Annotated in this window: 8 protein-coding genes and 1 CRISPR repeat array; of the genes, 7 read left to right on the plus strand and 1 reads right to left on the minus strand. The window is 69.0% G+C overall.

From position 1 onward, the window contains the following. The first annotated feature begins 145 nt into the window (after positions 1-145). Positions 146-2,068: an FAD-binding monooxygenase gene (locus KKR01S_RS09265; protein ID WP_061225848.1), complete on the plus strand. Its 1,923-nt coding sequence runs from the start codon at positions 146-148 to the stop codon at positions 2,066-2,068. Between the two features lie 109 nt (positions 2,069-2,177). On the opposite strand, the gene KKR01S_RS09270 is transcribed toward KKR01S_RS09265, so the two are convergent. Beyond that, entirely contained in the window at positions 2,178-3,269 is a 1,092-nt protein-coding gene (locus KKR01S_RS09270; RefSeq protein WP_061225849.1) for a Fic family protein, read from the minus strand. Positions 3,270-3,573: 304 nt separating this feature from the next. Here KKR01S_RS09270 and cas7g point away from each other — a divergent pair, with 304 nt between their 5' ends. The 6 genes from cas7g to cas2 are packed head-to-tail and all read left to right on the plus strand — an operon-like array spanning position 3,574 to position 12,324. Beyond that, positions 3,574-4,797 (plus strand): type I-G CRISPR-associated RAMP protein Csb1/Cas7g, encoded by a 1,224-nt coding sequence (gene cas7g, locus KKR01S_RS09275; protein WP_081101681.1) that lies wholly within the window; start codon positions 3,574-3,576, stop codon positions 4,795-4,797. A 4-nt stretch (positions 4,798-4,801) separates the two neighbouring features. Beyond that, positions 4,802-6,394 carry a type I-G CRISPR-associated protein Csb2 gene (gene csb2 / locus KKR01S_RS09280; protein ID WP_061225850.1) on the plus strand — a complete coding sequence of 531 codons (1,593 nt, stop codon included), beginning with the start codon at positions 4,802-4,804 and terminating at the stop codon, positions 6,392-6,394. Beyond that, entirely contained in the window at positions 6,391-9,327 is a 2,937-nt protein-coding gene (cas3g, locus tag KKR01S_RS09285) for a type I-G CRISPR-associated helicase/endonuclease Cas3g (RefSeq protein ID WP_061225851.1), read from the plus strand. The genes csb2 and cas3g overlap by 4 nt, the downstream gene beginning before the upstream one ends. Beyond that, positions 9,324-10,412 carry a hypothetical protein gene (locus KKR01S_RS09290; RefSeq protein WP_061225852.1) on the plus strand — a complete coding sequence of 363 codons (1,089 nt, stop codon included), beginning with the start codon at positions 9,324-9,326 and terminating at the stop codon, positions 10,410-10,412. The genes cas3g and KKR01S_RS09290 overlap by 4 nt, the downstream gene beginning before the upstream one ends. Next, entirely contained in the window at positions 10,409-12,025 is a 1,617-nt protein-coding gene (locus KKR01S_RS09295) for a CRISPR-associated endonuclease Cas4/Cas1 (RefSeq protein WP_061225853.1), read from the plus strand. Before KKR01S_RS09290 ends, KKR01S_RS09295 begins: the two co-directional genes overlap by 4 nt. Continuing rightward, positions 12,022-12,324: a CRISPR-associated endonuclease Cas2 gene (cas2, locus tag KKR01S_RS09300; protein ID WP_061225854.1), complete on the plus strand. Its 303-nt coding sequence runs from the start codon at positions 12,022-12,024 to the stop codon at positions 12,322-12,324. Before KKR01S_RS09295 ends, cas2 begins: the two co-directional genes overlap by 4 nt. Positions 12,325-12,526: 202 nt before the next feature. Further along, a CRISPR array of direct repeats spans positions 12,527-14,710; the repeat unit is 36 nt; unit sequence CTCGCCTCCCCTTCGTGGGGAGGCCTTCGTTGAGGG. Positions 14,711-14,746: the final 36 nt, after the last annotated feature.

The raw sequence follows: 14,746 nt of genomic DNA on the forward strand, positions 1-14,746 counted from the left end.
CATCCTCGAGCGGGTCCTTACGGATCCGGCGGGCGGGACCTTGCCCCTCCCCGGTGGATTGTATATGATCCGAGTCATCTATGACGCACGCCACTGTCGGCGCGCCGTGGCGACGATGATGTCGGTCCAGGGAAAGAGGTCCACCATGCACTTCCACCAGCACGGATACGTCTCCGAGGACCCCCGCACCCAGCGGGCGCGCGGGCACGGGCTGGACCGCCCGACCGAGCTGCCGGAGGAGACGGACGTGCTGATCGTCGGCTCCGGGCCGGCCGGGATGATCGCCGCGGCGCAGCTGGCACAGTACCCGGAGGTGGACGTGCGGATCATCGAGCAGCGGGAGGGGCGCCTGGAGATCGGGCAGGCCGACGGCATCCAGGCCCGCTCCGTGGAGACCTTCCAGGCTTTCGGCTTCGCCGACGAGGTGATCGCCGAGGCCTACCACATCACCGAGATGTGCTTCTGGAAGCCGGATCCGGACAACCCGGAGCACATCATCCGCACCTCCCGCACCCCGGATGATCCGACGGGCGTCTCCGAGTTCCCGCACCTGATCGTCAACCAGGCGCGGGTGCTGGACTACTTCGCCGAGTTCGCCCGCCGCTCCCCCGGGCGGATCACCCCGGACTACGGGGTGCAGTTCCTGGGCCTGGAGGTGCAGGGGGAGGGCGAGCGGCCCGTCGTCGTGCGGGTGAAGCACACCGCCGGCCCGCGAGCGGGCGAGGAGCGCACGGTGCGCGCGAAGTACGTCATCGGGTGCGACGGCGCCCGCTCGGGGGTGCGCCGGGCGATCGGGCGGAGGCTGGCGGGGGATGCCGCCAACCACGCGTGGGGCGTGATGGACGTGCTGGCCAACACGGACTTCCCGGATCTGCGGACCAAGTGCGCGATCTCCTCACGCCACGGCTCGATCCTGCACATCCCGCGGGAGGGCGGGCACCTGGTGCGCATGTACGTGGACCTCGGGGAGGTGCCGGCCGATGACGAGCACAAGGTGCGCCAGACCGGCATCGAGGAGATCATCGACCGCGCCAACCGCATCCTCACCCCGTACACCCTGGACGTGCGCTCGGTGGCCTGGCACTCGGTGTACGAGGTGGGCCACCGGCTCACGGACCACTTCGACGACGTCGACGACGCCGAGCGCGGCACCCGCTGCCCCCGGGTGTTCATCACCGGGGACGCCTGCCACACCCACTCCGCCAAAGCCGGGCAGGGGATGAACGTGTCCCTGCAGGACGGGTTCAACATCGCCTGGAAGCTGGGGCAGGTGGTCTCCGGGAGGTCCCCGCAGGCCCTGCTGGACACGTACTCCGCGGAGCGGCAGGAGATCGCGAAGAACCTCATCGACTTCGACCGCGAGTGGTCCACCCTGATGGCCACCCCCGCCGACCAGCTGCCGGACCCCTCCTACCTGGAGGACTTCTACGTGAAGACCGCTGAATTCCCGGCCGGGTTCATGACGCAGTACCGGCCCTCGCTGGTCACGGCGTCGGAAGCTTCGGGGCCGGGGGCTTCTGGGCCCGGGGCGTCGGGCTCCCGGCAGGAGCTGGCGGAGGGGTTCCCCGTGGGGAAGCGGTTCAAGTCCGTGCGGGCCAACCGGCGGTGCGATGCCTTCCCTGTGCACATCGGGCACGAGACCGTGGCCGACGGTCGCTGGCGGCTGTACGTGTTCGCCGACGCCGCCCACCCGGCGGCCGAGGACTCCGGGGCCCGGGCGCTGTCCGACTGGCTGGTGGGGTCCCCTGATTCTCCGTTCGTGCGGCATCGGCGGGAGGGCGAGGACTTCTCCGCGCAGATCGAGCCGGTGGTGGTGTACCAGCAGGAGCACACGGATTTCGAGATCACCGACGTGCCCGCCGCGTTCCGCCCGCGGGTGGGTGCCCTGGGCCTGGAGTACTGGGACCGGGTCTACGCGACCCTGCCGGGCGAGGATGCATTCTCGGAGCGGGGCATCTCCCGCGATGGCGCGGTGGTGGTGGTGCGCCCGGACCAATACGTGGCCGGGGTGTTCGCCCTGGACGACGTCGCGGGGCTCGCGGGGTACTTCGACGGGGTGCTGGTGTAGGAGGGGCGACGGGCTGGCGCTCGAGGACATGTAAAGATTTCCGGGGATTTTTTACACGTCCCGGGAACGTGCCAACTCGCTTTGCATGTGCCTCGCGACGCGAGCCGCCTCAGACTCCGCGCAGGATCTCCAGGAAGCCGGTGTTGACGTAGAGCTTCTCCCGCCCTGCCTGCTCGACAGCGAGCTGCCCGGCCCCCTGCAGCGTCGCGAGGTACTTGGTGGCTGTGGGCCGGGAGACCTCGCACCGGGTCATGACATCGGCGATCCGGCAGTAGGGCTGCTCGAAGAGCACCTCCGCGAAGGTGGCCGGCACATGCACGCCCAACAGGGCGCGGATGGTGTCCGAGAGGTGCAGCTGGTGCTCCTGGATGCGCTTGATCTTCCCGCGCGTGGAGCTCGCCGTGCTCCGGAAGGCTTCGATCATGAACAGGATCCACTCCTCCCACGCACCCTGCTCGGTGACCTGGTTGAGCAGCCGGTAGTAGCTGCCCTTGCGTTCGATGATCGCCCGGGAGACGTACAGGACCGGCCGGCTCAGCAGCCCGGAGGCCACCAGCTGGAGGACGTTGAGGATGCGCCCGGTGCGACCGTTTCCGTCCGGGTACGGATGGATGGCCTCGAACTGGTAGTGGGCGACGGCGATGCGCACCAGGGGATCGAGGTCCACCCCGTCCGCCCCGTTGACGAAGGCCGTCCAGTCGTCGAGCTTCTCCCGGATCACGGACTCGCCTTCCGGAGGCGTGTAGATGCGCTTCTGGGTGCTCGGGTTGCCGATGAAGGTGCCCTGGTCCGCGCGCACCTCGGTGCTGACGCCGCGGATCTGGGTGCAGATGGCGGCGGCGGTGGAGGCCGTGATGAGCCCTTCCCGACGCCGCATCAGCTCCAACCCGGCGAACAGCGCCTGGCGGTAGCGCATGGCCTCGCAGGTGGCGGGGCTGGCCTCGGCCGCCAGGGTCTCGGCCCGGAAGAGCTCGTCCGTGGTGGTCACGATGTTTTCGATCTCCGAGCTCGCCTGGGCCTCCAGCAGCGCCAGGGAGTGGATGAAGACCTGGGGGTTGGGCAGCGCGGAGAGGCTCTCCTCCAATCCGGCCAGCTCCGCGCGCGCAGCGATGAGGGCGCGCAGCACCGGTGCCGTCTCCAGCTCGACGTCGGGCGGCAGTCCGGGGAGATCGTTGTGGGGATGCTCGGGAGACCAGGGCATCGGAGGCTCCTCACGGTGGGCGGGAAGCAAAGAGGCGGGACGGCGATGAAGCGGGGCCGATCGGCACCCGGAAAGCAATCCACCCCCAACGAAGGCCGCCCCACCTGGTTGGCACTCTACGCGGGGGAGGCGACCCCGCCTCCCACACCCTTCCACCGTTAATTTCATCTACTGTATCGTTTTGCTGGTTCCTAGGGACTAATTCTATTGCACACAGTCGGAAAGGGTGTTACCGTTCACATCAAGCGCCGAGGCCAGCGACCCGACGCCCTCACCACCCACGCTGTGACTCCGAGGAGATCCCATGACCGAGAAGCTGACCTTCGACCACCTTCTGACAGCCTGCTCCGCCGGAGGAGCCACCGCCCTGACCATCCGGACGGACCTGGCCCCCGCCGGCGGTGAGCACGCCACTGTGGCTCCGCCACGGTACGTCTCCGGCGGAAACACCCCGACCTTCGCCTTCGAGACCCGCTTCATCGACGGAGCACCGGTGAATACGGTGATCCTGGATGCCAAGCAGTCCGTCAGCAACCGAGACGAGATGGCGGTCCTCCAGGCTCGGCAGGATGAGGACTCCCCCGCCCACGAGGTGCTCTCCCGTGTGCCGACCATCCAGGTGTCCTACGAAGGGGGGACCTACACGGACCTCGAGGTCCCGGCCCGCGCCTACGAGGGCCACTTCCGCGCCGGGACCATCGACGGAACCCCGGCCACCCACCACGAGAAGTACCTGGCGGTGCGCAACGCCTCCCCCAGCAATGCCGCGGCCGTGTTCACCACCTCCCCCACCACCGCTCTCTACGGGGGCTGGGACGCCACCCGGAAGTCGAACCAGGCTCGCTTCCGCACCGCTCTGACCGGTGAGGTCATCGGCGTCACCGCTGAGCAGCGAGAGGGCTATGCCACCGCCTCCCCCACCCGCGGCGCAGGGCGCACGGACGTCATCTCCCCCAGCGTGAAGCTGGATGCCAAGACCCTCGAGAGCATCGTCGCCGGTCAGAAGGACGAGCTCTCCGCGACCAACCTCGGGAAGATCGAGGCCCAGGTCAAGAAGGCCAAGGACAAGCCGATCTCCCTGGCCGCACTGGGCCTGGGCAGCATTCCGCCGAGCGTGGATCAGAACCTCGGCGGTGTGGCGTGCTCCCGCATCATCCGCACCCGCGTGCTCTCCTTCGCCGCGCTGCGGCAGCTGCGTTTCGGCGGCACCGCGGCGGCTGATGCCGCCCACCGGGCGGTGCTGGCGGCCTACGGTCTGCTCGCCTCCGCGCTCTCCGAGAGTGAGCTGGTGCTGCGGGCCAACTGCGACCTGGTGGAGGACGACGCGCCGAACGTGGTGCTGGACCAGCGTCGGGGGAAGAAGCTCGAGCTGGCGCCCATCGAGGTGGAGGACGGCGTCGCCCTGCTGGAGCATGCCCTGGCTCACCTGAAGGAGGTGGCCGGCGTCGAGTGGAACGGGGAGGTCCTGGAGATCACAGGGAACTCCGCGATCACCGCTTCGGCATCCACGGATGAGCCGGAGGCGTGAGCCGATGACCTCCGCCATCGCCGCCGAATTCCCTCATGCGGTGTACCGGGGCCACGGGCCCAGCGGGTCCGCCGAACCCCTGCCGACCCCGGTACGCCTGTACTCCGCTCTAGTCCACGCCGCCTACACCGGCCCCACCGCCGTGCCGGATCCGAAGGATCCCCGCCGACTGCGCCCCTCCGAGGACGCCCTGCGCGCCCTGGCCTGGGTGGAGGCCAACCCTCCGGACTGTCTGGAGGTCCCCGAGGTCCTGCCGGTCTCCACGGCGGATCGCGCGGCCTACCGGGACGAGGGCTGGCTGGAGAAGGAGGCGGCCTCCAAGAGCATCCGCAACAAGAAGTCGAAGAAGCCTCTCTCCGACGGCTTCACCCTCGGGGGCCGCATCGCCTGGGGGTGGCAGAGCACGGACATCCCCAAGGATGTGGCCCTGGTCCTGGATGCGCTGTGCGCCGATATCGGCTACCTCGGGGAGACGGACAGCCCGGCCTTCCTCGGGGTGGTGGGCGATCTGGAGCCGACGCACCTGCTCACCCCCGCTCCCACCCCGCAGGACCTCCGCCTGGGGACGGTCCTTCCGGTGGCTGCCGAGGGGCGGCGGCACATCCTGGACGCCTGGCATGACTCCCTGAATCCCACGGGAAAGAAGGCCCTCAAACCGGAGAAGTCCGCCTGGACCGCTCCGCCCCCGCCGCCATCCGCACCGAGGGACGGGGTCCGCCGAGCGCTGTACTCGCCGGTGGACCGGGAGGTCGTGGATGCCCCGTGGGAGATCGTGCTGCTCCTCCAGGTGACGGGGCTGAATCCGGATCTCTCCCCCGCGCACCGGGTCCGACTGGCGACGGCGGCTCACCGCGCCCTCGTCCGCCTGGCCGGACAGGAGGAGATCAGCCCGCTGCTCACCGGAGTGGGCGGGGCCGGGCGGGCGCTGGCGAACGGTCTGGCGATCCATCTGCTCGACGAGGAGCAGAGCCGCCGCACCGCGGCCGGTGTCCGTGCCAGCCATTTGGCGATCATGGTGCCGCACGGCGCTGCGGGCGGGGACATCGACCAGGTGCTCTCCGCCGCGGGCAGGCTGCGCAGGATCTACGACCGGGACGCCGGAGCGCTGAGCATCGTGGAAGGGTCCGAACGGATCCTGGACGGCGCCTCCTTCTGGGCCGAGCCGGCGGACGGAGCCGTCCGACGGTGGAGGACCCAGAGCCCGGCCGTCGCAGAGCGGCGGACCAAGCGCCTGGGGTCGCTGTCCGACCTGGACGTCACGGTGCTGTGGAGCCTGGGCAACGTCTTCCGGGATCTGCGCCGCGAGGACCTGATCGAGGACCGGACCCCGGCGGAGCGGCTCCTCGCCACCGCTGCCGCGATGAGTGACGACGAGGACACCGCCTCCCTGAGCACCCGGCATCACATCACCACCACCCCGTATCGCCTGGTGCACCGCACCAACGGTCGGATGCCCATCCGCCCCTATGACGCCGAGCTGCACGCTCCCGGCTTGCTCTCGCAGAGCGGCGTCGTCGCCCTCGGGCAGAGCAGACACCTCGGCGGAGGCCTGCTCCTGCCGGAGGATATTCCATCCACTGAAGGAGGAGGACGATGAGCCTCACCATCGAGCGCTTCGACGAGTTCTTCGCGGCCCTGCACGGGCAGGACCGCGTACCTTACCGCTGGCAGCGCGAGCTCCTGGAGCGGCTGCTGTCCACCGGGCGCTGGCCCCAGCAGCTGGACATCCCGACCGGCGGCGGCAAGAGCACCGCCATCGAGATCCACGTCTTCGCCAACGCCGTCGCCCAGCAGCGTACGGAGGAGGGTCGGGAAGATGCCCCTCGTGTTCCGCGGCGGCTGAGCATGATCGTGGCCCGGCGGGCCGTCGTGGATGACCACCTGACCAGAGCCTCCACCCTCATGGAGGCGCTCGATCACGCTCAGGGCGGCATCCTCGCCGAGGTCCGCGACCTCCTGGTGCGCCGCGGGTACCCCACCGACATCCGCAACGAGGAGAAGAGGGCGCTGCGGGTCCACCTGCTGCGCGGCGGGTCAGCCGCCGTCACCGGTGACGGCTCCCTGGGCAGGCGCCGCGACGAGTGGATCCACCATCCGGCGGCCGTGCAGATCCTGTGCGGCACCCCGGACATGATCGGATCGCGTCTGCTCCACCGCGGCTACGGCGTCACCTCCCGGGCCCAACCGAGGTCCGCCGGCCTGCTCGGGTACGACCACGTGGCCGTGCTGGACGAGGCGCATCTGAGCCGGCAGCTGCTGGACACGTTCCGGAGGGTCAGCCGCATGTGCGGGCGCTGGAATCCGGCCACCGCCGAGGTTCCCGCTCTGCAGGTCTGCGCCGCGACCGCCACCCACGTTCCAGCTGACCAGGGCCCGGGCGGGCGGGAGGACGCGGTACAGGAGCGCATCAGTCTGGACTGGGACCAGCTGGAGGAGCCCCTGGCCAGGATCCTCACTCAGCCCAAACCCGTGGAGTACCTGGGGCTGGAGGGCTGGAACAGCGGAACGAAGAAGGCGCTGGCTGACCACGCCTCCCTTGTCCTGGAGCAGGTGGAAGCGCTGCGCGCAGAATCCTCCGGGACCATCGGCGTCGTGGTCAACCGGGTCAAGACGGCGGTGGAGATCCAGGAGCTGGCCCACCGCAGCGGGCTGCGCACCAGGCTGCTCGTCGGCCCCCAGCGCGTCGGCGAACCCCGTGACCTGCGCTTGGAGGAGGCGGATCTGGTGGTCGCCACGCAGACCATCGAGGTCGGCGTGGACGTGGACTTCGCGGGGATGGTCACGGATCTGGCTCCCGCCTCCGCGCTCATCCAGCGTGCGGGCCGGGTGAACCGTCGAGGTGAGCGCGCGCAGGGGCGCGTCATCGTGATCGGGCCGGAGGGCTCCGGGGCGGTTCCTCCGCCCGAGGCGCTGCCTTATGAGGGAGATGACCTGCGTCAGGCTCGGGAATGGATCCGGGGGCTGTCTCAGGATCCCGCGGGGATCAGCCCCCGGGCGCTGCGGGATCGGGCCATCCCCGCTACGGCCCCGGACCGCCCGGTGCTCTCCCATCTGGGTGATGCGGACGCCCGCCTGCTCAGTCGCACCAGCGAGCACCTCTTCGCGGAACCGGATCTGACCTTCTGGCTGCGGGACAGCCTGGACAGCGATGAGCAGGAGGTGCGGGTGATCGGTCGGACGCTCCCCAGACTCGACCAGAACCTGGATCCGGGGCTGCAGGGCGAAGTCGTCGACGCCGCATATCAGCTGCTGCATCAGCTGGAGTATGAGGATCAGGAGATCTACCCCAGCACCCCCGCCCGGGTTCGAGCGGTGCTCACCAGGAAGGGCATGGACCCGGTGCATCAGGCCTGGGTCCAGCGGGACGGCGAATGGACGCTGCTCCGACCCGGCAGCAGTGAGGGTCTGCCTCACGCGGTGGCCGCAAGCGGCTTCCCGCTGCGCGGCGGGGATCTGGTGGTGCTGGATGCCGCATTCCCCTGCACACTGGGGATCTCCGCCGATGAGGCCGCCGGGGCCCAGGGTCCGGGGACCGTCCTCCTGCCTGAAGGAGATCGTCCTATCGGGGATCACAGCCACCCCGAGGCCTTGGGGGTCTGGACCTTCCTGCACCAGATTCCCGCGGTTCCCGCGGATCAGGAGACGGAGGAAACCCGCATCTGCCGTGCCGCAGGTGAGGCGGAGCCGGACGAGGACGGGCGGATCGCCGTCGAAGACCTCCCTCTCCGGGATGGCCTCCCGGAGGGTGCCTACGACGTGCTCCTCGGCCCCGTCATCGAAGCCACCGAAGGGGAACCGGCCTGGGTGACCTGCACGATCCGACGGGAAGCCGTCCAGGATGAGCGTCTGGCGCTGTCGGAGGGCGGGCAGGACCCAGAGCCGGTGCTGCTGGAGGACCATCAGGAGGATGTGGCGGTTCGCGCGAAGGCGCTGGGTGAGCTCCTCGCCCTGCCGCCGTTCGTTCGAGATGCCCTGCGCGAAGCCGGCCTGAAGCACGACGCCGGCAAGAAGACGTCGGCATTCCAGACGCGGCTGTTCCTCGGCGGCAACCATCGGGGAGAGGGTCTCAGCACACAGGAACGCGGAGACTTCCGAAAGAAGCAGCGAAAGATGAGCTACGCGAAATCCGAGGGTCTGCTGCCGCTGTCCCGCACCCAGTCGGATCCCGTTCCGAAGGGCTGGCGCCACGAGATGGTCTCCGCCGCGATGTTCTGGGCGGACCAGACGGTGGGGAACCCCGCCGTCCTGCCGGAGACCGCCGGCCAGACGGAGCTGACGGCCTGGCTGATCGGCACCCATCATGGCTTGGGTCGGTGCGGTTTCCCCGTCGGGGTAGCCCAGCTGCTGGGCGTTCTCTCCGCCGAGGAGAGGCAGGACGGCGTCGAGGAGGCGGTGCGGCTGCTCTACGGCGTCGGCCTCTGGGAGGACCTGGCCGCTCTCATGGAGCGGACCTTCGGGCCCTGGGGCGCGAGCTACCTGGAAGCGCTGCTGCGAGCGGCGGACGTCACGATCTCCCAGGAGGGACGATGACACGGATCACCATCACCGGAGACCACCAGACCCTGCTGACCCACGCGGCGCTGTGGGGGACGGCGATGATCCTTACCGAGGACCTCGGACCGTCCCGTGTGCGTGCGGGATGGCTGGATGAGGATGGGTCGGCTGCGCTGCTCAATCCTCAGGCCGTCATCGAGGCGGACGGGGTCTCCGAGATCGAGATCGGCCGGATCATCCAGGGGCTGGCGCTGCGGGTCTCAGCCAGCGAGCACTGGGCGTCTCAGGTGGCCTGGCGCGACGCCAAGGAGCACACCGTGAGCCTGCTGACCCCTCGCACGGGTCTGCCGAAGTTCAAGGACCTCTCCGGTGAGGCTCCCGGATGGTGGCAGCAGCTGGAGGATCGTCGCGCGTCGATCATGGCGGAGCTCACACCCCTGGAGCAGGAGCTGGTGCGCGGTCTGGGTGAGCGCTCCTGGTGGCTGTCCGAGCCCTCCGGGCTCCGCCCTGATCTGGGGGCCTCACCCTGGGAGATGAAGACGCGCAACCGCGGCGAGGAGTTTCTGAAGAATCGCTTCCTGCCCCTGGCGGCCGAGGTCGCGACGTGGGATCCGGAGAAGATCATCGCCGGGCTGACGGGCGAGTCCCGGGACGACGCCGTCGGGGGGAATAAGGCCGAGTCCCGGACGGCGACGGGCTTCGCCCCTCCCGGGCCGTGTGACAACGCGCTGGCGTGGTGCGCCCTGTGGGGGATGGCCATGCAGCCGCCGTTGCATCGGACCCAGCCGAGCAATCCCCACGGCAGGGGTCTGGTACGCCCCCGCCCCTCGTCCTTCGCGGGTCGGGTGACCGGGGCGCAGAGCGCGGACGGGAAGGAGCGGCTGCTCACGGTGATGCCCGGGCAGCTGATCTCTCCGATGCGGTGGGCGAGACTCCAGCGCAGCGCGCCCCTGGTGCGGTTCCCGGCGAGGAAGGATGTGGATCCGGCGGTGGCGGAGACGGCCCAGGCCCGTCTCGCTGAAGAGGGGGCGGCGGCCGTCGTGCTCTTCGAGGTGTCCCGATCGGACAACCCCAGTGCCCCCGAGCGCCGGGCGGAGACCGGGGTGGTGACGATCCTATGACCGTCGAATCCCTGGAGGAGGATGACTCGATCCCCATCGGCTGGGTGGCTCATCATCAGTTCTGTCCGCGGCGGGCGTGGTTGGAAGCCAGTGGGGAGCGCATCCGCCAGTCCTCGCAGATCGAGCAGGGGCATTTCGAACATCGACGTGCCCACGATCCGAATGCCGGCGATCACGGGACGGCGCGAGGCATCGATGTCCGCTCCCCCTCTTTGGGCATCCACGGGCGCATCGACGTGGCTGAGGGCGACCCGGAGACCGGGGTGGTGCTGGTGGAGTACAAGGCCACCCCGGTGCGGCGGATCCCCGAGGTCACCGTGGCCAACCGCATCCAGCTCACACTCCAGCGGAAGGCCCTGGAGGAGGCCGGGGTTCCGGTGCTCGATCAGGCGGTGTACTTCACCGGACATAAGCGGCGGGTCTTCGTGGAGTTGGACGATGGCGATGAGACCGCGGCCCGGCAGGCGGTGGCGGCCACCCGCGCCACCGTCTCGTCCTCCTCGGCTCCTGAACCCTTGGAGGATGATCCCCGGTGCCGCAGCTGCTCTCACGCATCGATCTGCCTTCCGGAGGAGCGGACCTTCCGGGAGATCCAGCGGAGGATCCTGGTCCCTGACCCGGAAGGAGCGGTGCTTCATGCCGCGACCTATGGGTCCAGAGTCTCGCTCTCCTCGGGGCGGGTGCTGGTGAAGAAGTGGGATGAGCAGCTGGCGTCGGTGCCGATCGAGAAGGTCCAAGCGGTGGTGGTCCACGGGAATGTGGACCTGTCCGGCGCGATGATCCGCGAGTGTCTGTGGCGGAACCTGCCCATCGTCTGGTGCACAGGCTCCGGCAGGGTGGTCGGGTGGTCGCAGACGGCCCACACGGCGAACGGTCTGGCTCGCGTGGAACAGCATGTGGCCAGCGCTCGCGGGGACCTGGCCCTAGCGGCGCAGTTCATCACGGCCAAGATCGCCAATCAGGCGACGATCGCTCGTCGCTACGGTGCCCCGGAAGCCGCGGTGAAGCGCCTCCGGGCTCTGCAGCGAGAAGCTCTCTCGGCGGTCTCGCTGACCGCTCTGATGGGTGTCGAGGGTCAGGCCGCGGCGGTGTACTTCGAGCAGGTGCCGCTGTTCCTCGGCGGCTTCGAGAACCGGCCGTGGTTGGGGAGGTTTACCGGCCGGGTGGGGCGCGGGGCGGTGGATCCGGTGAATGTCGCGCTGAACTACGCCTACGGCATGCTCACCGCAGAAGCCATCCGCGCCGTGGCCGCCTGCGGACTGGATCCCCATGCGGGCTTCCTGCACAGCAGCGGTCGCAACAAGCCGGCCCTGGCTCTGGACCTGATGGAGGAGTTCCGGGCTCCGGTGGCGGATTCGGCGGTGTTCAGGGCGTTCAACAACGGGGAGCTGCGGGAGGAGTCCTTCGATGTCAGCCTGGGGTCGGCCCGACTGACGGATCAGGGGCGCAAGGCCATCATCCGGGCGGTGGAGCAGAGGATCACCGCGCAGTTCCGTCATCCGCTGTTCGGCTATTCGGTGACGTGGCGGCGAGCACTGGAGGTCCAGGCCCGGCTCGTTCTCGGGGTGATCGACGGCACCCAGCAGACGTACCGCGGGGTGGTCACCCGATGAGCCGGGATGACGTCCGCCGGTATCTCGTCACCTATGACGTGGCTCAGGACCGGCGCCGGACTCGGCTGGCGAAGGAGTTGGAGCACTATGGGGACAGGATCCAGTACAGCGTGTTCCTCTTCGACGTCTCACCGGCGGCGATGCTGCGATTGAAGACGGAGATCCTGGATCTGGTGGATGCGGGTGAGGATTCTGTGCTGATCTGCGATCTGGGGCTGAAGTCCGAGGTCTCCGACAAGAACTTCCAGTACCTGGGAGTGGAGCGTCCGATCACGGACGACTCCGTGATGATCTTCTGACGGCCCTGGTGCGTACTCGAGGAACCGCGAGCGCTCCGGCGGTAGCGGATCCTCGGCGAGCCGTCGCGCCACTGCTTTCCCCGGTATTCCGCGGCGGAGCGCCCCATCCCGGGGTGACACGGCCGGCTTCCGCTAGGCTGTGGAGCGAGCGCTCGCATGACCCTCGGTTTCCCATAGTCAGACCGCGTCAATTTCGGTCAGGCTCGCCTCCCCTTCGTGGGGAGGCCTTCGTTGAGGGCAGTCCGGGAGGAAGAGCAGATGAGCACGTCACCCCTCGCCTCCCCTTCGTGGGGAGGCCTTCGTTGAGGGAGTCGCAGAGCCTCCTCTTCGGATTCGGCTTCGACTCGCCTCCCCTTCGTGGGGAGGCCTTCGTTGAGGGCCGCGCAGCTGGGCGTGGTCCGCTCGGGCCGCGGTCGCTCGCCTCCCCTTCGTGGGGAGGCCTTCGTTGAGGGGACAACCCCAGCCCCAACGAACCGACCGGGACCGCCTCGCCTCCCCTTCGTGGGGAGGCCTTCGTTGAGGGTCGGCGCCACAACGACCGTGGATGATTCCGCGAACGCTCGCCTCCCCTTCGTGGGGAGGCCTTCGTTGAGGGGACAACGAGACCTCGAAGTGGAGGCAGACCCTGACTCGCCTCCCCTTCGTGGGGAGGCCTTCGTTGAGGGCCATTGGCGGGCTCCCGCTGTTCCTCGAGCCAGGCCTCGCCTCCCCTTCGTGGGGAGGCCTTCGTTGAGGGCCGAGGACGAGTCTCGGGCCGCAGTGTGCCCGAGACCTCGCCTCCCCTTCGTGGGGAGGCCTTCGTTGAGGGAGGGCCCGCGCCCGTGGCTCGGCGCTCGGCACTGCCTCGCCTCCCCTTCGTGGGGAGGCCTTCGTTGAGGGTCTAGTCATCCCCTGACTAGATGCAACTTCCACCTGCTCGCCTCCCCTTCGTGGGGAGGCCTTCGTTGAGGGGCGGACGCTGTCGAGGAATTGGTTGCGTCGCTTATCTCGCCTCCCCTTCGTGGGGAGGCCTTCGTTGAGGGCGGCGACTTCCGCCTGCGGCTTCGTCAAGTCCAGCTGCTCGCCTCCCCTTCGTGGGGAGGCCTTCGTTGAGGGCACCAACAAGTCCGTCCATGACCTGACCGACGTGCCCTCGCCTCCCCTTCGTGGGGAGGCCTTCGTTGAGGGCTCAAGGAGGCACACGATGGACGAGAAGCCGCTGTCTCGCCTCCCCTTCGTGGGGAGGCCTTCGTTGAGGGACGCTCAACGGCATCCGCATTCCCAAGGAATCCTCCTCGCCTCCCCTTCGTGGGGAGGCCTTCGTTGAGGGCGGCACGGTCTGGAGCTCCGGGCCCGGTAGGGCCCGCTCGCCTCCCCTTCGTGGGGAGGCCTTCGTTGAGGGCTCCACATCCCGGACTCGGAGAAGAAGGCCAGCCCCTCGCCTCCCCTTCGTGGGGAGGCCTTCGTTGAGGGGCCAGCGATGAGGAGCCCGCCTTCTGCCCGGAGTGCTCGCCTCCCCTTCGTGGGGAGGCCTTCGTTGAGGGGGGGATTTCACGGCCACGGGCCCCATCGTGTGCTCTCTCGCCTCCCCTTCGTGGGGAGGCCTTCGTTGAGGGATGTGCCCGGCGCGGGCGGCGGCCACCTGCAGCTGCTCGCCTCCCCTTCGTGGGGAGGCCTTCGTTGAGGGGTGGTCCTGGTAAGCCTTCTTGCCCGGCCACGGCACTCGCCTCCCCTTCGTGGGGAGGCCTTCGTTGAGGGCTGTGGGTGGTCTGCGCGTTCTTGGAAATCACGCCGCTCGCCTCCCCTTCGTGGGGAGGCCTTCGTTGAGGGCGCTGCAGCTGAAGACCTCGAGCGTGTTCGTCCGGCACTCGCCTCCCCTTCGTGGGGAGGCCTTCGTTGAGGGACCCCACCCCGCTACCTCACACCCCCACGCACCACCTCGCCTCCCCTTCGTGGGGAGGCCTTCGTTGAGGGTGGTAGTCGTCCCAGGTCTTGCCGTTCGTGCTGTTCCTCGCCTCCCCTTCGTGGGGAGGCCTTCGTTGAGGGACCCCGGCACAGCAGGACTCACCACCGACGAGTACCTCTCGCCTCCCCTTCGTGGGGAGGCCTTCGTTGAGGGCGCAGGTCTACGGTGGGCCGCGCACCATCCAGGGAGCTCGCCTCCCCTTCGTGGGGAGGCCTTCGTTGAGGGATGATGTTCGATCCGACGGAGGCCAGGAAGGCGTCTCGCCTCCCCTTCGTGGGGAGGCCTTCGTTGAGGGGTGCATGCATGCTGTCCTGCCAGCCTGCTCGCGTGACTCGCCTCCCCTTCGTGGGGAGGCCTTCGTTGAGGGTCGTCGTGAACGGTGGTGGTGAGGGTCGCGTGGAGTGCCTCGCCTCCCCTTCGTGGGGAGGCCTTCGTTGAGGGGAGGCGTTCATCAAGCAGGCGGATATTTCCGAGTCC

Source organism: Rothia kristinae NBRC 15354, assembly GCF_001570865.1.
Classification (GTDB): Bacteria; Actinomycetota; Actinomycetes; order Actinomycetales; family Micrococcaceae; genus Rothia; species Rothia kristinae.

Bases quoted from the DNA above. Each gene is read 5' to 3' on its own strand.
- KKR01S_RS09265 (WP_061225848.1), top strand. From the start codon at position 146: ATGCACTTCCACCAGCACGGATACGTCTCCGAGGACCCCCGCACCCAG.
- KKR01S_RS09270 (WP_061225849.1), bottom strand. From the start codon at position 3,269: ATGCCCTGGTCTCCCGAGCATCCCCACAACGATCTCCCCGGACTGCCG.
- cas7g (WP_081101681.1), top strand. From the start codon at position 3,574: ATGACCGAGAAGCTGACCTTCGACCACCTTCTGACAGCCTGCTCCGCC.
- csb2 (WP_061225850.1), top strand. From the start codon at position 4,802: ATGACCTCCGCCATCGCCGCCGAATTCCCTCATGCGGTGTACCGGGGC.
- cas3g (WP_061225851.1), top strand. From the start codon at position 6,391: ATGAGCCTCACCATCGAGCGCTTCGACGAGTTCTTCGCGGCCCTGCAC.
- KKR01S_RS09290 (WP_061225852.1), top strand. From the start codon at position 9,324: ATGACACGGATCACCATCACCGGAGACCACCAGACCCTGCTGACCCAC.
- KKR01S_RS09295 (WP_061225853.1), top strand. From the start codon at position 10,409: ATGACCGTCGAATCCCTGGAGGAGGATGACTCGATCCCCATCGGCTGG.
- cas2 (WP_061225854.1), top strand. From the start codon at position 12,022: ATGAGCCGGGATGACGTCCGCCGGTATCTCGTCACCTATGACGTGGCT.